Below are 18,189 nucleotides of genomic sequence, written 5' to 3'. Positions count from 1 at the left end.
TGTGACCTCCCGGTTATCAGCCGGACGCTCTAACCAACTGAGCTACAGGTCCATCGCGCAAGGGATATATTAGACGAGTCGTTACGCGCGCGTCAACAACTTTTTTGAAAATCTTTGGAGTGTGTTCGCCCCGGTCGCACGGCGGCATGTGAAGTCGCCTGCTCGGACAGTCCTGACTCGCACAGAGAGCACATTAAGTGCTCTCTGGCTCGTGCGGAACTCGCGATCGACTTCACATGCCGCCGTGCGACCGGGGCGAACGCGAGTCCCAAGGTTTTCAAAAAAGCGGTCGGCGCGCAGTGCGCCGACCGCCGATATATGGGGTCTGATTTTTCTACCAGCTAGGGCCTCTTACTCGTCTAGGAGATCTTCTGGCATGTCGTTGCCGTCGCCTAGATCGACAGGGGTTTCTTCGGAAGCAGAGCCGTTTTCTGTGGCTTCGCCTTCGGGCCTCTCTTTGGCGGCCGTCATGCGGGCCACGGCGCAGATGCGGTCGTTGTCGTCGACGGTCATCATCTTGACGCCCTGGGTGGCGCGGCCGGTCTGGCTGATCTCGTCGGTCTTGACGCGAATGACCGTCGCGCCCTCCGTCACGATGAACAGCTCGTGCTGCGGGCCCACCGTCTTCATGGCCGCGAGGTTACCCTTACGCTCGGTCATTTGAATGGTGTAGACGCCCTGACCGCCGCGATTCTGCTCCGGGTAGTCCGCGACCGGCGTGCGCTTGCCGTAGCCGCGCTCGGTGATGACGAATAGATCGCCGTTGCCGTTAGTGACTTCCATGCCCAGAACGCTCACGCCGTCCTTCAGACCGATACCGCGAACGCCGCTGGTATCGCGGCCGGTGGCGCGCACCTGCTCCTCGGAGAACATGATCGCCTTGCCCGCGGTGGTGGCCAGGATAATCTTGTCGCCCTCGCGCACGCGGCGCACGTTCAGCAGCGCGTCGTCGTCACGCAGGTTGATAGCGATCAGGCCGTCGCGACGGCTGCGGTCATATGCGCTCATCACGGTCTTTTTGACCATGCCGCTCTTGGTGGCAAACATCAGGTACTCGTCGGCCGGGAACTCGCGGCAGCTGATGACGCTCGCGATCTTCTCGCCTTCCTCGAAGGGCAGCAGGTTGACGATCGCGGTACCGCGCGCCTGGCGCGTACCCACCGGCAGCTCGTGCACCTTCAGGCGATAGACCTTGCCCTTGCTCGAGAAGAACAGCACGTACTCGTGCGTGGACGCGATGAACATCTCATCGATAACGTCGTCCTCTTTGAGGTTGACGCCCGACACGCCCTTGCCACCGCGCTTCTGGGCACGGTAGGCAGCCACTGGGATACGCTTAACGTAGCCGGTGTGGGTGATGGTCACGACCATATCCTCGTCGGCGATGAGGTCCTCGACATCCAGGTCCTTCTCAACTTGGCTGATTTCGGTACGGCGCTTGTCGCCAAACTTCTTGGAGATCTCGCGCATCTCTTCCTTGATGACGCCCAGAATCTTCTCCTCGTGCGCCAGCAGGTCCTCGTAGTAGGCGATGGCGCGGCGCAGGCCGTCCAACTCTTCTTGGATCTTGTCGCGCTCCAGGCCGGTCAGGCGGCGCAGCTTCATCTCGAGGATGGCCGTGGTCTGCTCGGGCGTAAAGCCAAAGCGTTCGATCAGTCGGCTGCTGGCCTCGGAGTCGGTCTGCGAGGAGCGGATGATGCTGATGACCTCGTCGATATGGTCAAGGGCCATCAGGTAGCCCTCGAGGATATGCGCGCGGGCCTGGGCCTTCTTAAGGTCGAAGCGGGTGCGGCGGGTGACGACGTCGACCTGGTGGTCGATGTAGTGCTGCAGCATCTCGCGCAGGCTCAGGCATTTGGGAACGCCGTTGACGAGTGCCAGGTTGTTGGCGCCAAAGGTCGTCTGCAGCGAGGTGTACTTATACAGGTTGTTGAGCACGACCTGCGGAATGACGCCCTTCTTGAGCTCGATGACCAGACGGATGCCCTTCTGGTTGGACTCATCGCGCATATCCGAGATGCCCTCAATGCGCTTGTCGTTGACGAGTTGGGCGATCTTCTCCTGCAGGGTGCCCTTGTTGACCATGTAGGGAATCTCGGTAAAGACCAGGCGGCTGCGGCCGGTCTTGGTGGACTCCACATGTGCCTTGGCACGCACGGTAATGGAGCCGCGGCCGGTCTCGTAGCTCTGCTTAATGCCGGCGCTGCCCATGATGATGGCGCCGGTGGGGAAGTCCGGACCTGGCATGATCTGCATGAGCTCGTCAACGGTGGCGTCGGGGTTGTCGATCAGGTAGCAGGTGGCCTCGATCGCCTCGGTGAGGTTATGCGGGGCGATGTTGGTGGCCATGCCGACGGCGATGCCCTGGCTGCCGTTGACCAGCAGGTTGGGGAAGCGCGCAGGCAGCGCCACGGGCTCGGCAAGCGATTCGTCGTAGTTGGGCTGCCAGTCGACGGTATCCTTCTGCAGGTCGCGCAGCAGTTCCATGGCGGGCTTTGCCAGGCGGCTCTCGGTGTAACGCATGGCCGCCGCGCCGTCGCCGTCGATGTTGCCGAAGTTGCCGTGACCGTCGATGAGCGGCGTGCGCATGGAGAACCACTGCGCCAGGCGGACCATGGCCTCATAGACCGCGAAGTCGCCATGCGGGTGGTACTTACCGATAACTTCGCCGACCGTCCAGGCCGACTTCTTGTGCGGGCGGTTGGGGTAGATGCCGCTCTCGTTCATCGCGTACAGGATGCGGCGGTGCACCGGCTTTAAGCCATCGCGCACGTCCGGCAGGGCGCGCGCCGTGATGACCGACATCGAATACTCGATAAATGACTGCTTCATCTCGCGGCCAAACTCCGAAATCTGGAGCTGGCCGCCGTTTATATCCTCGCCGGCCGAGGCGCCACGATCGACTTCGCCAAAGCTCTCCTCGAGCTCGCCGTCGTCGTCTTCTTCCTCGTCATCATCGGCATCGGGGTTATAGGCGTCAGGATCGCCGTCCTCGCCCTGCTCAGCGCGGGCAAGCAGGCGCTTCAGATCGTCGGGCATGCCGGCATCGCCGGCCTCGCCCATACCCTCGTTATTGTTGATATCGTCTGCCACGTTACCTCCTCATGGTTTGCGTGGTCCATTAGTTCCCTACCACGGAGACGGCTTTTCCAGGTGCCGCAGATTCGCCCGAAAGAGGAGGGAAGCGTACTTGGGTACGCGACCGACGATTGAGGGCGAAGGTGCGGTGGCTGGGAAAGCCGAACAGGTTAGGCGTCTAAGAAGCGCGCGTCGTGCGCGTGCTTCTCGATGTACTCGCGGCGATAGCCGACCTCGGAACCCATCAGCTCGCGCACGGCGCGGTCCGCCACCACGGCGTCTTCGATCGACACACGCTGCAGGATGCGGGTCTTGGGGTCCATCGTCGTCGAGGCAAGCTGCTTGGGGTCCATCTCGCCCAGACCCTTGTAGCGCTGGACGGTATAGCCCTTGCGCTTCTTGGTAATCTTGCCGTCCTTGGCCTTGCCGTCCTCGTCGTTATCGTCGGGGTTCAGGCCAAGGCTCTGGATGGTGTCGCGCAGGATCTCGTCTTCGGGCTGGCGGCCGTTGGGATACACGTAGTGGATCTTGTTGCGCACCTTAATGCCAAAGATGGGCGGGCAGGCAACATAGACGTAGCCGGCATCGATCAGCGGACGCATGTACTTGTAGAAGAACGTCAGCAGCAGAATGCGGATATGCGCACCGTCGACGTCTGCATCGGTCATGATGATGATCTTGTGGTAGCGCGCCTTGGTGATATCGAAATCGCCGCCGTCGCCGGCACTCGTCGTGACGCCGCAGCCGATCGCGGTAATCAGCGACTGGATGGTGTCACTCGAGAACGCGCGATGGTCACCAACGCGTTCGACGTTCAAAATCTTGCCGCGCAGGGGCAGAATCGCCTGGATGTCTCGGCGGCGGCCGTCCTTGGCCGAACCGCCTGCCGAGTCGCCCTCTACAATGAAGAGCTCGGTCAGCTCGGCATCGCGCACCGAGCAGTCGGCGAGCTTACCGGGCAGGGACGCCGTCTCGAGCAGGCTCTTGCGGCGGGTCGCCTCGCGCGCCTTGCGGGCGGCGTTGCGCGCCTTGCAGGCCTGTTGCGCCTTCTTGACGATCTCGCGGGCGGGCTTGGGATGCTCCTCCAAGTAATCGGCGAGGCCGTCGGTCACGATCTTGAGCGTCAGCGCTCGCATATAGGAGCTACCGAGCTTGGCCTTGGTCTGGCCCTCAAACTGCGGGTCGGGCAGCTTGACCGAGATAACGGCCGAAAGGCCCTCGCGTACATCGTCGCCGGTCAGGTTGGCGTCTTTTTCCTTGAGCAGGTTCTGCTTGCGCGCGTAGTCGTTGATCACGCGGGTGAGCGCGGTGCGGAAGCCCTCAAGGTGCATGCCGCCCTCGGGGGTGTAGATGTCGTTGGCAAACGACATGACGTTCTCGCCGTAACCGCTATTCCACTGCAGGGAAACCTCGACCTCGCCCATCTTGGCCACAGGTGCGTCCGGGTCCGATTTGCCCTCGATGTAGATAGGCTCCTTAAAGGCCTCGGGGACGTCCTTGCCCTCATTGAGGAACTTGACGAAGTCGATGATGCCGCCCTCGTAGCAAAACTCCTCCACATGGGGAGTCGCCTCGCGCTCGTCGGTCAGCACGATTTTGAGGTTCTTATTGAGGAACGCCGTCTCCTGCAGACGGTTGTGCAGCGTATCGAAATCGTAGATGCAGGTCTCGAAGATCTCGTCGTCGGGCCAGAAGGTGACGGTGGTGCCCGTCGAATCCGAGGTGCCCACGACCTCCATCTTCTTAACGGTCTTGCCGCGCGAGAACTCCATCTCGTAGGTGTTGCCGTCGCGACGAACCTGAACGACCACGCGCTTGGACAGTGCGTTGACGACGGAGATGCCAACGCCGTGCAGGCCGCCCGAAACCTTATAGGCCGAGTTATCGAACTTACCGCCGGCGTGCAAGATCGTCATGACGACCTCGAGCGTCGGGATCTTTTTAACAGGGTGCTCGTCGACGGGGATGCCGCGCCCGTTGTCGACGACCGTGATGGAGTTGTCGGCGTGGACCGTCACCTGGATCTCGGTGCAGAAACCGGCCATGGCCTCGTCGACGGAGTTGTCAACGATCTCCCACACCAGGTGATGCAGACCGCTGGCGCTCGTCGAGCCGATATACATGCCCGGGCGCTTACGAACGGCCTCGAGACCTTCGAGAATCTTAATCTCGCCGCCATCGTAATCGTTTTCGTTTGCCACACGTCCTCCTTCAGTCAAGAAAATGTGTACAGCCTTACTAGTTTATCGTAAAAAAATACCCTCGGGAACGAGGGTATTTGGCTCTACAAGGCCACCAGATGCGATTTAAGGCTCTTTTTTGCTTTCTACGCCCTTGGCCCACTCGGCACTGGCTCTCATGGCATTCTCGAGGGCCTCGCGCAGTTTTTGGTCTTCGATGGGCGCCACTTGGCGCTCAATCTCGGTGCGCTCGGCCTCACTTAGGTCGGCGTGCGGGGCCGGCGGGCGCTCGGTCGTCGCCGGGCGCAGGCGCTGCTTGGCGGCGGGCGGCGTGTGACCCGGCGCGGTGGTTTTGAACACCAGGCCGTCCACATGCGCACCGGCGCGCTCCATGCGCGCGCGGATGATCTCGCGCAACAGCGTCATTTCCTGCGTCCACGAGGGCGAATCGAGATATACCAGCAGCTCATTGGACTCGGGCAGGTAGCGCAAGCCCGTCACATGCCGCCCCTCGCGCGTGCCCGAGCACACCGCGTTCCACGCGCGATAGACCGCGCGCGACTCCTCGGCAGCCTCCATCTGCGCGCGGCGCTCAGGTGTCGCGGCCGCCAGGATGCGCTGACGCTCTGCGTTCAAAAATCCACTGAAGGCAACCGTTTCGCTCTCGCGCTCGTAATTAGCACGTCTCACCCATGCTCACCACCTTGGCTCGATCAAGCAGGTCATCGGTAAAATACCCCAGGTTGGTCGTGGTTATGACCGTCTGGATATCATCGCCGATCAGCCGCAGAAAAGCACCGCGGCGTTCGCCGTCGAGTTCGCTCATCACGTCGTCCAAAAGCAGCAACGGGGCGGTGCCCAGGACATCGCGAGCCACGGCCACCTCCGCCACCTTCCAGGCCAGAACCAACGTTCGCTGCTGACCTTGGCTGGCAAATGAACGGGCGGAGCGACCCGCCACGGTAAACTCAATCTCATCGCGATGCGGTCCCACCAACGTCACGCCGCGGCGAATTTCCTCGTCGGCGTGCTCATCAAGGGCAGCCAGCATGCGCTCGTACGCCCAGCCCTTCAGCTCTTCGCGATCATCGACCTGGGGCAAATCCCCCAGCGTGGACGTATAGGTCACGTTGGCAGCCTCACCGGATGCCACTTGCCCGTAGGCAGTGTGCACATGGCCCGCCAGCCGGTCGAGCAGGGCCAACCGGTGCACAAGCAGGGCCGAGCCCGCGCGGGCAATCGAATCGTTCCAGGCACCGAGCATCTCGCGACAGCACCAGCTCTCCTTGAGAAGAGCGTTGCGCTGGGTCACGCAACGCCCGTAGGCACTTGCCAGATCGGCGTAGCGTGCGCTCAGTTGCATGCCAAAGTCATCGAGGGCAGCACGGCGCACACTGGCGCCTCGCTTAACCATGTCCAGATGGTCGGGGCAAAACAGCACGCTCGGCAGGACCCCGCGCACACCGGCGGCAGAGCATCTCTTGCCGTTGCGGCTAAACGAGCGCTTACCGTCCTCCGCGCTCAATCCCATATCAAGCACGCGGCCGTCGCCCTCGAGCCTCAGCTCGACCTTGCACGAGCCCACGCCGTCATGGATAAGCTCGGCTGCGGTCGGGTGCCTAAACGAGGCGCCGCTCGTCAGCAGCTGCAGCGCCTCTATGAGATTAGTCTTTCCCGCCGCGTTGGGTCCCGCAAGTATCGTCACGCCCTCGTCCAGGGCAAGGCGATAGCTATCGAAGCTGCGGTAGTGCGCGACGGAAAGATCGCGGGCGAACATGGTCATGGCGCAGCGCTAGATGCGGACCGGCATGACCAGGTACAGGTAGTTGATCTTGTCGTAGGACTTGAAGATGCCCGCCTGCGAGTAGCTCTTGAGCTCCAGCGTGATCTCCTTCTCCTTGGACAGGGCATTGAGGCAGCCGAAGATGTAGTGGTAGTTGAAGGCGATGGTACCCGACTCGCCCTCGGCCTCGACATCGATCGTCTCCTGCGCAAGGTCCTGGTCATTGGAAATGGAGGACAGGCCCATCTGCCCGTTCTCGACATCGATCTCGAACTTGACGGCGGGGTTGGCGCTCGCGATAACGGCCACGCGCTTGAGGGCGGCGTTAAAGGCGGCGACGTCGATCTTGACGCTCGTCACGCACGAATCGGGGATGAGCTGCTTGTAGTTGGGGTACATGCCCTCGATACGGCGCGACACGTAGGTGGTGTTGCCGGCCTCGAAGACGACCTGGGTGTCGGTAGCCCCGATCATGATGGTCGCCTGGCTGGCCATGATGTTCAGCGCGTCGTTAAAGGCGTCGGCCGGAACGTTGAGCTCAAAGGAGCCCTCGAGGGTCGAGGTCTCGACCTGCGTATCGCACACGGCCAAGCGGAAGGAATCGGTCGCCACCAGGCGCACGGTGTTGTTCTCGACCTTCATGTGCACGCCGCCCAGGATGGGGCGGGCCTTGTCGGTCGAGGTGACGCGCCACACGCGGCCGACCATCTCGGACAAGATATCGGTCGGCAGCTCCACGGCACTCTCGATGGCATAGGCCGGAAACTCGGGGAAGTCATTGGCATCGAGCGTGTTCAGGCGGAAAGAGCTCTTCTCGCAACCAATCAGCACCTGGCGCTCGGACAGCTCAAAGGTGACCGGGGCATCGGGGAGGGTCTTGGTGATATTGGAGAGCATCTTACAGGGGATAACCATCTCGCCCTCTTCTTCGACATGCGCCGCGATGCGATGACGGATCGAGATGGTGTAGTTAGAGGTCTGGAATTCCAAAATGCCGTCTTGCGCCTTGACGAGCACGCCCGACAGGATGGGAAGGGTGGATGCCGAAGCGACACCCTTCATAACGACGCCAATGGCTTGTGTAAGCGAGCTCTGGCTGACGGTGAACTTCATCTTTTAATACCTTTCTATAGATATAAATATCTTAATAATAGTAATAGCACTGACGAAACTGTTGATTACTCCCAAAGACGCAGGTCAGACCCAGAAAGAGAATCGACAACAACCTGTGTGCAACGGGGGTGGTTTTCCACGTCCAAAACCTGCGCAAAACTTTTCATCACCGCGGGTTGGGTTTTAGACACCTTATGCCCGTGGTTTCGACAAGTTTTCAACAGGTGTCTCTATTTTCCTACGAGCGCAGTGTAATTTTATCGCGCAAGGACTTGAGGTCTTCGGTGACGGTGCGGTCTTCCTGGATCATCTTCTGGACCTTTTTGTAGCTCGTGCTGACGGTCGAGTGGTTGCGGTTGCCAAATTCGGCGCCCACCGCCGTGGTCGTCATCTCGCACATCTCGATGGCCAGGTAGATGGCGATATGGCGCGCTTTGGCGATATTGGCGTTGCGACGCGGGCCGATGAGCTCCTCGTGCGTCACGCCGTACTGCTCTTCAATGACGGACTGAACCGTTTGCACGTTGATCTTTTTGGCCGATGTGTCGAAGTACTGGCCGGCGATGGCGTCGATATCGTCAAAGGTGAGCTCTCCGCCCTCGCGCTCGCGGTCGCCCGCCTCGCCGGCGCAGCGCTCGCAAAAGCTCTCGAGTTCGCGGATGTTGGTGCCCGAGACCTCGGCCATGTGTTTAAAGTGCTCGTCGGTCAGGTGTCCGCCGTCGCCCCCATAGGCCGCCAGCAGCGAGTCGTCGCCTGCCTCGGGAGCGGCGACGATGGTGTTTTCGTAATAGCGCTGCAAGATCTTGTATTTCATCTCGTAGCTGGGCTCTGCGACCAGGCAGAGCATGCCGGCGTTGAAGCGGCTGGTCAGACGCTCGTCCATGCTCAGGTCCTTGGGGGCGCGGTCTGCCGCGATGACGACCTTCTTGTTGTTGCGGATGAACTCGTCCATGAGCTGGAAAAAGTAGTCCACGCTCGCGCGCTTGCCGATGATGTTTTGGATGTCATCGATGATGAGCACGTCCACGCCGTGGTACGCCTGCATGATGGGGGCGTTGCTCTTCTTTTGGCGGTCGAACTCGGTCATCAGGTCGTCCAGATATGCCTGGGAGTTGGCATACTTGACCTTGATCTCGGGCGACTTCTCGGCGAGCTCGTTTTTGATGGCAAGCAGCAGGTGCGTCTTGCCCAGGCCCGATTTGCCGTAGATGAACAGCGATGTGCACGTGCCGCGCTCGTCCGCGAGGGCGGCAAACTTGAGTGCCGAGCGATAGGCATGGCTGTTCTCGGGGCCGTAGACAAAGTTCTCAAAGGTGAATTTTGAGTTCGCGGCGAGTGGGGCTCCATCCGTATTCTGCTCGGCCGGCACGGTCGGCGCTGGCATGGGTGAAGCGGGGGCCGCAGCTTGCGTGGATTTAGTCGGCGCTCCGCCCTTCATCTGGTTCATCATGCGACGAAAATCATCGGCCGAGAGCGTGTTCTTGATTGCAATGCCCGAATCCGCGCCCGCCGCTGCGTCGTGAGCGATGGGCATGTGCGTGACGGGTGCATTCGTTGACGTCGCTGCCGCGGTCGGCAACGGTGCCATGGTTTCACGGGAAACATCGCTGTGCTGGTGCTCGATTGTCGGCACGTCGCCTGCGGAGGCCGGCACCGCCGGGGAAGCAGCGGGAGCCGTGGCGGGCGCCGTCGCGGCAGCGGATTCCGTCGCGGCGCCTTGCGGTGCCACGATGTCGAGCGCAATCGGTGCAAAGGCGATTTCTTCCAGATAGGCCTCAATAGTCGGCTGATGCTTTTTGAGCTGCGCGATGGCAAAGCGCGAGGGGGCCTCGATCGTGAGCGTATCTTCGGTCAGGCTTATGGCGCGCGATTGCCCCAGCATGTTGATGAGGCGTGCATCTTGGCCGTCGCGCTGACAAAAGGCGATGGCATCCCCCAGGATGATGCTTGCTTCCTCGTCCACTGTCTCTCCCGTTCTTTAGCTCTGAGCTCGCACGCGAGCGGCGCCGAGTTCGGTCAGATGGTATTTCTGGCCATGCTTGATGACCAAGCCGGCCTGCGCCAAGTCATTGAGCGTGCGTGACCAAGTGGGGGCCGAGTTTCCAAACGTCCTCGCCAGATCGGTTGCACCGCACGCTTGATTTTGCGCCAGATAGCCCAGCGCGGCGTTGCCGCGATCGCTTACGAACACGTCCGGTTGTGGCTGCGCATACTGATTTGCTGCATTAGGATACATCATTTGAGCTGCTGGTTGTTGAGAACTCTGCATCGGCGGCATTTGCTGTTGAAAACTTTGAGGCCACTGTTGGTAAGGCTGTGGAGGCATCTGCTGGGTCCAAGGGTTGTACTGCTGCTGCGGCATCTGCTGGTACGGCTGCTGATATCCCTGCTGGTACTGCTGCGGGAACTGCTGGCCATACCCCAGTGGCGGCATCTGCTGATATGGATATCCCTGTTGGTACGGCTGATAGCCCATTTGCTGGCCACCCGGCGCCCCCGTCGCCTGCTGCATTGCTGCTGCATCCTGATCAGCCAGCGGCATGGCCTCTGGCATGTTTGGCGGCATCGACATAGATGCCGCCTGGGGTTCTTGTGTGGGAAGCATTCCGGGCTGCTGCATCTGTCCCACGGGGGGCTGCATCTGCTGCGTTGCCACGGGCTGCTGCGCAAAAGCTCCCGGCAGGGGATATGTGGGCTGCTCCGTCTCGGGCCGCACGGCAGCGCCGCGTCCGCCGGCACGCTCGATTTCCTGCACGCGTTTAGGGTTCAGGCTTACCGTAACCACGGTGCCGTTGCCCATGTTGTCCTCGATGGATACGGCACCGCCGGCGTTTTCCAAATACTCCTGCACCATGGGAAACCCTGCTCCGGTTCCACGGATATAGCGCTTCATCTTGCTGTTTGCGCTGGTAACGCCAAAGTCGAAAGCACGTTCCTTGTCGTCGATGCCGGGTCCTTGGTCAGCAAAGCGGATGGTGTCTCCGCCGTCCAGAATCGAGATGATGGGCTCGGCAAAGTGTGCGTGGATAAAGTTTTCGACAATCTCGCGGATGACCATGAGCGAGATGTGGCCACCTTGTTCTTTCATGCACTGGTAGACGGTGTTGGTCGTCTCTTCCAAATACGTGCGGACATCTTGCGGATCAATGACGATCACCCGCGGTGTCGACAGCATGTCGTCATAGACGGCGATGCGCGCGGCGTACATGGCTTTTGGCGCCTGCGTGGTCGTCTGCTCGCCTTCCGCACGCTCTTCGCGCACGCCGGTGATGTGCTCGTTGTCGGGTGCCGGATCACCGGAATCGACCATGGTGTAGAAGTCGTCAGACATGCCGCTCGCAATCTTTCAAAAGGTTTTGAACAAATAGTAGCTCACTGCGCAATGTTTCTCATCTTTCGACAAGTTTTCAAAACCTGTTGAAAACTTTGGAAAACGGACGAAAAGTTCTCAACATTTCCAACATGACCTGTTGAAAACTCGATGAAATTTCGTGAAAAGTTGCCTGCTGCCTCAAGTGCTGGTTCTGCTTATGGGGGAACCGTGTACTCTTTGCAACCTTTTACCTTTGATTTCTTGACATTTGAACATTGATTTCCCTACAATCTTCAAGCTCACGTGTCTATATCTGCGTCCGCGCCCCCGCGGACGCTCGAAATGCAGCAGGAGGAACTTAAGATGAAGCGTACGTATCAGCCTAATAAGCGTAAGCGTGCCAAGACCCATGGCTTCCGTGCCCGTATGGCCACTAAGGGTGGTCGTGCCGTGCTCGCCCGTCGTCGCGCCAAGGGCCGCAAGCGTCTCACTGTCTAGCAGCGATACACACATCTCGCATGAAGACTATTAAGTCTCGGCAAGATTTCGAGCATGTGTTCAGTCAGGGGCGTCGTTTCAATCACCCTCTGATTCGAATGACCATATGTGAATCGGTTGGCGAAGGCGACTCCGGAAGGGTCGCCTTCGTTGGTGCTAAACGACTCGGTTGTGCTGTGGTGCGCAACCGATCTAAGCGTGTGATGCGCGAGGCCGCCCGCAGCTGTGGATTTCCCGTTGCGGGTCATGACATCATCTTGTTCGCGACTCCCAAGACGAGGGTTTCCTCGCCGCAGGAGATGGACAAGGCGTTGCGTTCGCTTATGAAACGCGCCGGCGTTGCCGGGGAGGAGCGATGAGCAATCACGTTTTGCGACGTGTTGCCATCGCTCCTATTCGCATATATCAACAGGTTATTTCGCCCTTATTGCCTGACGCCTGCATTTATTACCCAACGTGCTCGCAATACGCTATCCAGGCGATTGAGAAGTACGGTGTTTTGAGAGGCTGCTGGCTTGCCGTGAGGCGCATCGCTCGCTGCAATCCCCTGCACGTCGGCGGTTATGACCCTGTGCCTTAGCGGGCACTCGCTATCGGAGGAAAACTTACATGTGGGATTGGATCGTTAACATCCTTTTCGAGCTGCTCAAGCTCATCCAGACCTTTGCGGTCGACTGGGGCCTGTCCATCATCATCCTGGTGGTCATCATCCGTCTGCTGCTGACGCCGCTCATGCTCAAGTCGACCAAGTCGACGGCTCGCATGCAGGTGCTGCAGCCTAAGATGCTCGAGATCCAGGAGCGCTATGCCGACGATCCCCAGCGTCAGGCCGAGGAGATGCAGAAGTTCTACAGCGAGAACAAGTTCAACCCCATGGCTGGTTGTCTGCCGCTGTTGATCCAGATGCCTGTCCTGTTCGCCCTGTTTACGCTGCTGCGTAACCTGCCGAACTACTTTAGCGACGGCACGTTCTCGTTCTTCAACATCCTGCCTGACCTTACCACCACGCCGAGCGCTTCCTTTGCCGATGGCTTTATGGTTGCGCTGCCTGCGCTGGTTTGCCTGATTCTGTTCGCTGTCTTGACCCTGATTCCGCAGCTGTATATGTCTCGCAATCAGACTGGTCAGCAGGCCCAGAGCATGCGCATGATGGCTGTCGTCATGACCGTCATGATGCTTTGGATGGGCTGGAGCCTGCCCGTCGGCGTTCTGCTGTACTACGATGTGTCTTCTGCCTGGCAGGTTATCCAGCAGATCTTCGTGACACAGAAGGTTATCGACAAGGCCAAGGCCGATGAGGAGGAGCGCCTCAAGAACGCTCCGCTGCAGGTCGAGGTTACCCGTCGCGAGAAGAAGCCGCGTCCGCACAAGAAGAAGTAGTCGGGATATCAATCTTATTTAGGTACCTAACTTTTGGAGTACGTTATGTCTGAAGAGATCATCGAGGATATGCTTGAGGAGGTTGCCCCGCAGATTGCGGGCGATTATCCCGAGATTGCACAGCGCTACAAGGCCGGTGAAGAGCTGACCGACGAGGAGCTCGACACCATTGCCGATGTTGCGATTTCCATTCTGCGTTCCATCCTTTCGCACTTCGATGCCGCCAACTCTCCTATTGATGAGTACGAGGGCGACGAGGGCGAGCTGATTTTGGATGTTACGGCTCCTGATCTTGCTGTTCTCATTGGCCGTCATGGTCGTACCCTTGATGCTCTTCAGGTCATGTTCTCTTTGCTGGTGAGCCGCAAGCTTGGCTTTAGGTATCCGGTTGTGGTTGACGTTGAGGGCTACAAGAGCCGTCGTCAGGACAAGGTTGCCTCTATGGCTCAGTCTGCCGCAGAGCGTGCCATCCGCACTCATAAGAGTGTTTCGCTTCCGCCCATGAATGCCTATGAGCGCCGACTGGTTCATATTGCACTTCGTGGCAATGATGCTGTCGATACCCATTCTGAGGGTTCTGACCCTGATCGCCATGTGGTGATTGTTGCTCGATAATCTACTCGAGCTTATGCTAAGGGGGCGTGGTTTCCACGTCCCCTTTTTTTGTCAAAAGTTCTCGATACACTGATTTTTGTCAGAAAGGAGCTTCTGTTGTTTGTACTTACAGATCAGCAGGCTGACGAGATGCTCAGCCGTCTAACTTCCTATTGCAAAGAGTATTCCTTGAGCGTAACTGATGCTGAGCTGAGGAAATGTATCCAGCATTTGGATTTGGTTCTGGAAACAAATAAGACAACCAATCTCACTCGTATTCTTAAAGTTGAAGATGCTGCGGTACTTCATATCCTCGACTCACTTGTTTTGCTTCCTTATGTCAATAAGGCTCCTGATGGAGCTTTGCTCGATATGGGAACAGGCGCAGGCTTCCCTGGTATTCCATTAACGATAACCACGCATCGTAAAGCTACTTATATTGACTCTGTTGGCAAAAAGGTTGATGCTGTCAATTCTTTTGTTCATGCTCTCGGATTGAAATATGGTCATGCAGTCCATGGTCGCCTTGAAGAATATGCTCGAAGCCATAAGAAGCAGTTCTCTGTCGTAACCGCGCGCGCGCTGGCCCCTCTACCGATTCTTGTTGAGTATGCGGCTCCGTATCTCAAAGATGGTGGGTTATTTGTTATCACGAAGGGCAATCCATCTGATGAGGAGCTTGCTTCCGGCATGTCGGCCGCTAAGATCTGTGGCTTCACTTTGCTTCTGAATGACTCAATCGATTTGCCAGAGGGCTTGGGTCACAGGGAGTTCATTGTTCTTAAGAAGAGTCATTTAGCATCCGTTTCATTGCCTCGTGCAAATGGCATGGCAAAGAAGAATCCGCTTGCCTAGATGTTTCACGTGAAACATAATGGATACTAACAACTTGCATTGTTTCACGTGAAACATGGCGGTTGAGATCGATTCGGAATGTTTCACGTGAAACATCCTCCGTTTGACAGCTTTAATATACACCAGGAGGGACCGTGGGATTTCGCGACGTTAAGCGTTCTAAGAGCGCAAAAGACACGCGTATCATTGCAATCATCAATCAAAAAGGCGGCGTCGGTAAGTCAACGACGGCTGTAAACCTTGCAGCAGCACTGGGTGAGCAGGGTCGTAAGACACTGATTGTCGATTTTGATCCGCAGGGAAACAGCACCAGTGGATTCGGAATTGAAAAAGAAGACCTTGATCACTGCATCTATGATGCATTGTTGAATGATGTGCCGGCAGAATCGCTTGTTCTTGATACAAATTGTAAAAAGGTATTCGTTATTCCGGCTACAATTCAACTTGCAGGCGCGGAAATTGAGCTCGTAAGCGCAATTGCTCGTGAAACCCGCCTCAAAGATTTGCTTGAGCCGATTCAGGACGAGTTTGACTTTATTTTCATTGACTGTCCTCCTTCGCTCGGCCTGCTTACCATCAACGCTTTGACCGCAGCAGACAGCGTTTTGATTCCGATCCAGTGCGAATATTACGCACTCGAGGGCGTTACGAAGCTGCTTGAGTCAATGAAGATGGTCAAATCACGGCTGAACAAGGGCTTAGACACCTATGGTGTGCTTATGACAATGTATGACTCGCGTACTTCACTATCGAATCAGGTTGTTGAGGAGGTTCAATCGTACTTTGGTGATAAGGCGTTTAAGACGCTAATCCCCCGTACGGTTAAAATCTCCGAAGCTCCGTCTTTTGGAGAACCGGTAATTACCTATGCACCTCAAAATAAGGGTGCAAAAGCATATATGAACCTTGCAAAAGAGGTGATCAAGCGTGCCTAGTGTAAAGAAACGTGGCGGATTGGGACGTGGACTCAATGCTTTGGTCTCAGAGGCCGAGTATGAGACCGGCGGTTCGGCTGCATCGGCTTCAAATGCCGCATCTGAAACAAAACTACCTATTGAGGATATCGTTCCCAACCCTAATCAGCCGCGAATTCACTTTAACGAAACTGAACTTCGCGAGTTGAGCGAGTCAATCCAAGAACATGGCGTTTTGCAGCCGCTTTTGGTTCGCAAGCATGGAAACGGCTATGAGATCATCGCTGGTGAGCGTCGTTACCAGGCGTCAAAGCTTGCTGGCCTTGAAGAATTGCCAGTCATCATTAAAGATGTAAATGATGAAGAGATGCTGGCTCTTGCTCTTATCGAAAACCTTCAGCGTTCTGATCTGAATCCCGTCGAAGAGGCTAAGGGCTATCGCCAACTCATTGATGCCAGCGGGATGACCCAGGAGGCATTGTCGAAGGCAGTAAGCAAGTCTCGCTCTGCAATTACAAACTCGCTGCGTCTTCTCGATCTCCCCGAAGTAGTTCAGCAGATGATTTTTGAGGGCAAACTTACTGCTGGTCATGCACGTGCGATTCTTGCAGTTCCCTATGAGGACGCGCGTATTCGACTTGCAGAGAAAGTTGTTACAGAGGGCCTTTCCGTAAGAGCGACAGAAAATCTTGCTCCGTTGTTTTCTGCCGGAGAGACACCTAAGACGCCGAGGCCTGCAACGCCTCAGTCTTTTAAAAAGGCTGCCCGCGTGCTTCGTCAGGTTTTTAATACTAACGTGCGTGTGAAGAGCTCGCGTGGAAAGAATAAGATTGAGATTGAGTTTAAAGACGAGGAAGAGCTCTCTCGTATTCTTGGCGAAATGATTCAGTTTGATCAAGGAGGCCAAGATGAGGAATAAGATTTTAACAGCGATTGCATTGGTGACGACTGTCGCGGCTGGTGCCTTTGCTGGCTATATGATCGCGACAGACGATGAACTTCGAGGTCGTTTGCTTCGTAGCGCGCAAGATATCGTCGATACTTCCAAAAAGAAAATGGATGTTATGACAGAAGATGTTGCCATGCGTACTGCTCAGGTAACGAAGAATCCCAAGATTAATCAAGGTTGGGTCAGCAACCAATGGGAAAATGTAGGCTATTAGGTACCTAACAATTACTCAGCATATTTTGAGGGGTCCTTGTCTGATTCATGAGACAAGGACCCCTTATTTTGGCCGTAAAAATGGGACAGGTAGCAGCTGATTCAAAATTAAGGTCAATAAATGAAACGACCCCGGTTGCATATTCTGTAACCGGGGTCGTTCGATGTTTCACATGAAACGTTTTGGGATGCGACTCCCCTATGCGTTCTTCTGAACTTTGAAGCGCTGCTTCAGCTGTCCGCAAGCGGCGTCAATATCGTTACCACGGGAGTTACGAATCGTGGTCTCGATGCCACGGGACTCAAGACGACGCTGAAGATCCTCAACCTTATGAATCGGCGACGGCTTGAGCGGGCTACCCTCGATGTCGTTAAGCTGAATGAGGTTAACGTGGCACAGCGTTCCCTCGCAGAAGTCGCAGAGCGCCTGCATTTCGGGATTCGTATCGTTGACGCCTTCGATCATGGCATACTCATAGGTCGGGCGGCGGCCGGTCTTCTCGGTGTAGAGCTGAAGCGCTTCGTGAAGGCGAAGCAGCGTGTACTTCTTAACACCGGGCATGAGCTTATTGCGCGTCGACTGGATGGCGGAATGCAGGGAAACGGCAAGTGTGAACTGCTCGGGGATGTCGGCAAATTTGCGAATACCGGGAATAACGCCGCTGGTAGAGACGGTGAGGTGACGAGCGCCGATACCGATGCCATCGGGGTCGTTGAGGATTCGCAGCGCCTTGAGAACCTCGTCGTAGTTGGCAAACGGCTCGCCCTGGCCCATGAAGACAACGCTCGTGGCGCGCTCGCCAAAGTCGTTGGATACATGAAGTACCTGGTCGACGATCTCTTGAGCGGTCAGAGAGCGCTTGAGGCCGTTGAGACCGGTAGCGCAAAAGGCACAGCCCATGCCACAGCCTGCCTGGGTGGAAACGCAGACGGAAAGCTTGTTACGACGGGGCATGCCGACGGTCTCGACGGAAACGCCGTCGTGGTACTCGAGCAGATACTTGCGAGAGCCATCTTTGGAAACCTGCTTGGTGAGTTCAGTCGGCGTGTCAAAGGCAAAAGCCTCTTTAAGCTGCTCGCGGAAAGCCTTGGGAAGGTTGGTCATATCGTCAAACGAACAAACGTTCTTCTCAAAGACCCATTCGATGAGCTGCTTCGCGCGGAAGGCGGGCTGGCCAAGCTCGGCCACGAGCTCGCGAATATCGTTTTGGCTCAAGTCGCGAATGTCCTGAGATTTAGTCCTGGGATTCATGGAAGCCTTTCGATTTTGGGGAAACGTAGAGGGTATCGCTACAATATGGTATCAGCTGCAGAAATTA

17 protein-coding genes are annotated in these 18,189 nt (G+C 57.2%); 9 read left to right on the top strand and 8 right to left on the bottom strand.

The genetic code is table 11. The features are described from left to right. Positions 1-351 precede the first annotated feature (351 nt). The 7 genes from gyrA to I2D41_RS04730 all read right to left on the bottom strand — a co-directional run bounded on the left by gyrA (position 352) and on the right by I2D41_RS04730 (position 11,464). On the bottom strand, positions 352-3,063 hold the full coding sequence (gene gyrA, locus I2D41_RS04760) for a DNA gyrase subunit A (RefSeq protein ID WP_195363709.1): 2,712 nt from the start codon (positions 3,061-3,063) through the stop codon (positions 352-354). A gap of 185 nt (positions 3,064-3,248) precedes the next feature. Beyond that, the gene (gyrB, locus tag I2D41_RS04755; protein WP_117769723.1) at positions 3,249-5,279 is read right to left on the bottom strand and encodes a DNA topoisomerase (ATP-hydrolyzing) subunit B; all 2,031 of its coding nucleotides are present in this window, start codon (positions 5,277-5,279) and stop codon (positions 3,249-3,251) included. A 105-nt stretch (positions 5,280-5,384) separates the two neighbouring features. Then, on the bottom strand, positions 5,385-5,948 hold the full coding sequence (locus I2D41_RS04750) for a DciA family protein (RefSeq protein WP_117746866.1): 564 nt from the start codon (positions 5,946-5,948) through the stop codon (positions 5,385-5,387). Continuing rightward, positions 5,935-7,041, bottom strand: a complete 1,107-nt coding sequence (gene recF / locus I2D41_RS04745; RefSeq protein WP_195363706.1) for a DNA replication/repair protein RecF — start codon at positions 7,039-7,041, stop codon at positions 5,935-5,937. Before recF ends, I2D41_RS04750 begins: the two co-directional genes overlap by 14 nt. Positions 7,042-7,050: 9 nt before the next feature. Further along, on the bottom strand, positions 7,051-8,154 hold the full coding sequence (gene dnaN, locus I2D41_RS04740; RefSeq protein ID WP_138341047.1) for a DNA polymerase III subunit beta: 1,104 nt from the start codon (positions 8,152-8,154) through the stop codon (positions 7,051-7,053). A 238-nt stretch (positions 8,155-8,392) separates the two neighbouring features. After that, positions 8,393-10,117, bottom strand: coding sequence for a DnaA ATPase domain-containing protein (locus tag I2D41_RS04735; RefSeq protein WP_324249162.1), 1,725 nt, complete (start codon positions 10,115-10,117; stop codon positions 8,393-8,395). 15 nt (positions 10,118-10,132) lie between these two features. After that, positions 10,133-11,464: an ATP-binding protein gene (locus I2D41_RS04730; RefSeq protein ID WP_229042149.1), complete on the bottom strand. Its 1,332-nt coding sequence runs from the start codon at positions 11,462-11,464 to the stop codon at positions 10,133-10,135. A 366-nt stretch (positions 11,465-11,830) separates the two neighbouring features. Here I2D41_RS04730 and rpmH point away from each other — a divergent pair, with 366 nt between their 5' ends. The 9 genes from rpmH (at position 11,831) to I2D41_RS04685 (ending at position 16,871) form a co-directional block, all read left to right on the top strand. Next, positions 11,831-11,965 carry a 50S ribosomal protein L34 gene (gene rpmH / locus I2D41_RS04725; RefSeq protein WP_019127408.1) on the top strand — a complete coding sequence of 45 codons (135 nt, stop codon included), beginning with the start codon at positions 11,831-11,833 and terminating at the stop codon, positions 11,963-11,965. A gap of 20 nt (positions 11,966-11,985) precedes the next feature. Continuing rightward, positions 11,986-12,324, top strand: a complete 339-nt coding sequence (gene rnpA / locus I2D41_RS04720) for a ribonuclease P protein component (protein ID WP_117647809.1) — start codon at positions 11,986-11,988, stop codon at positions 12,322-12,324. Next, positions 12,321-12,545 carry a membrane protein insertion efficiency factor YidD gene (yidD, locus tag I2D41_RS04715; RefSeq protein ID WP_117584026.1) on the top strand — a complete coding sequence of 75 codons (225 nt, stop codon included), beginning with the start codon at positions 12,321-12,323 and terminating at the stop codon, positions 12,543-12,545. The genes rnpA and yidD overlap by 4 nt, the downstream gene beginning before the upstream one ends. Positions 12,546-12,574: 29 nt before the next feature. After that, the gene (locus tag I2D41_RS04710) at positions 12,575-13,345 is read left to right on the top strand and encodes a YidC/Oxa1 family membrane protein insertase (RefSeq protein WP_195363704.1); all 771 of its coding nucleotides are present in this window, start codon (positions 12,575-12,577) and stop codon (positions 13,343-13,345) included. 45 nt (positions 13,346-13,390) lie between these two features. Continuing rightward, positions 13,391-13,960: a Jag family protein gene (locus I2D41_RS04705; protein WP_117786710.1), complete on the top strand. Its 570-nt coding sequence runs from the start codon at positions 13,391-13,393 to the stop codon at positions 13,958-13,960. 96 nt (positions 13,961-14,056) lie between these two features. Then, positions 14,057-14,794: a 16S rRNA (guanine(527)-N(7))-methyltransferase RsmG gene (rsmG, locus tag I2D41_RS04700; RefSeq protein WP_229042148.1), complete on the top strand. Its 738-nt coding sequence runs from the start codon at positions 14,057-14,059 to the stop codon at positions 14,792-14,794. Positions 14,795-14,928: 134 nt separating this feature from the next. Then, positions 14,929-15,729 (top strand): ParA family protein, encoded by an 801-nt coding sequence (locus I2D41_RS04695; protein WP_022093800.1) that lies wholly within the window; start codon positions 14,929-14,931, stop codon positions 15,727-15,729. Next, positions 15,722-16,627, top strand: coding sequence for a ParB/RepB/Spo0J family partition protein (locus tag I2D41_RS04690; protein ID WP_195363702.1), 906 nt, complete (start codon positions 15,722-15,724; stop codon positions 16,625-16,627). Before I2D41_RS04695 ends, I2D41_RS04690 begins: the two co-directional genes overlap by 8 nt. Then, positions 16,617-16,871, top strand: a complete 255-nt coding sequence (locus I2D41_RS04685; RefSeq protein ID WP_195363701.1) for a YtxH domain-containing protein — start codon at positions 16,617-16,619, stop codon at positions 16,869-16,871. Before I2D41_RS04690 ends, I2D41_RS04685 begins: the two co-directional genes overlap by 11 nt. Before the next feature lie 198 nt (positions 16,872-17,069). On the opposite strand, the gene rlmN is transcribed toward I2D41_RS04685, so the two are convergent. Then, positions 17,070-18,122: a 23S rRNA (adenine(2503)-C(2))-methyltransferase RlmN gene (gene rlmN, locus I2D41_RS04680; RefSeq protein WP_055287295.1), complete on the bottom strand. Its 1,053-nt coding sequence runs from the start codon at positions 18,120-18,122 to the stop codon at positions 17,070-17,072. Between the last annotated feature and the right edge of the window lie 67 nt (positions 18,123-18,189).

The sequence above is a fragment of the Collinsella aerofaciens genome, assembly GCF_015552075.1.
GTDB classification, from domain to species: domain Bacteria; phylum Actinomycetota; class Coriobacteriia; order Coriobacteriales; family Coriobacteriaceae; genus Collinsella; species Collinsella aerofaciens_Y.
Note: the sequence above shows the minus strand (reverse complement) of the source record. Positions and strands in the feature narration are given on the sequence as shown.

Coding starts and splice junctions, on each gene's coding strand:
- gyrA (WP_195363709.1), bottom strand. CDS start 3,063: ATGGGCGAGGCCGGCGATGCCGGCATGCCCGACGATCTGAAGCGCCTG.
- recF (WP_195363706.1), bottom strand. CDS start 7,041: ATGACCATGTTCGCCCGCGATCTTTCCGTCGCGCACTACCGCAGCTTC.
- dnaN (WP_138341047.1), bottom strand. CDS start 8,154: ATGAAGTTCACCGTCAGCCAGAGCTCGCTTACACAAGCCATTGGCGTC.
- I2D41_RS04730 (WP_229042149.1), bottom strand. CDS start 11,464: ATGGTCGATTCCGGTGATCCGGCACCCGACAACGAGCACATCACCGGC.
- rpmH (WP_019127408.1), top strand. CDS start 11,831: ATGAAGCGTACGTATCAGCCTAATAAGCGTAAGCGTGCCAAGACCCAT.
- rnpA (WP_117647809.1), top strand. CDS start 11,986: ATGAAGACTATTAAGTCTCGGCAAGATTTCGAGCATGTGTTCAGTCAG.
- yidD (WP_117584026.1), top strand. CDS start 12,321: ATGAGCAATCACGTTTTGCGACGTGTTGCCATCGCTCCTATTCGCATA.
- I2D41_RS04710 (WP_195363704.1), top strand. CDS start 12,575: ATGTGGGATTGGATCGTTAACATCCTTTTCGAGCTGCTCAAGCTCATC.
- I2D41_RS04705 (WP_117786710.1), top strand. CDS start 13,391: ATGTCTGAAGAGATCATCGAGGATATGCTTGAGGAGGTTGCCCCGCAG.
- I2D41_RS04685 (WP_195363701.1), top strand. CDS start 16,617: ATGAGGAATAAGATTTTAACAGCGATTGCATTGGTGACGACTGTCGCG.
- rlmN (WP_055287295.1), bottom strand. CDS start 18,122: ATGAATCCCAGGACTAAATCTCAGGACATTCGCGACTTGAGCCAAAAC.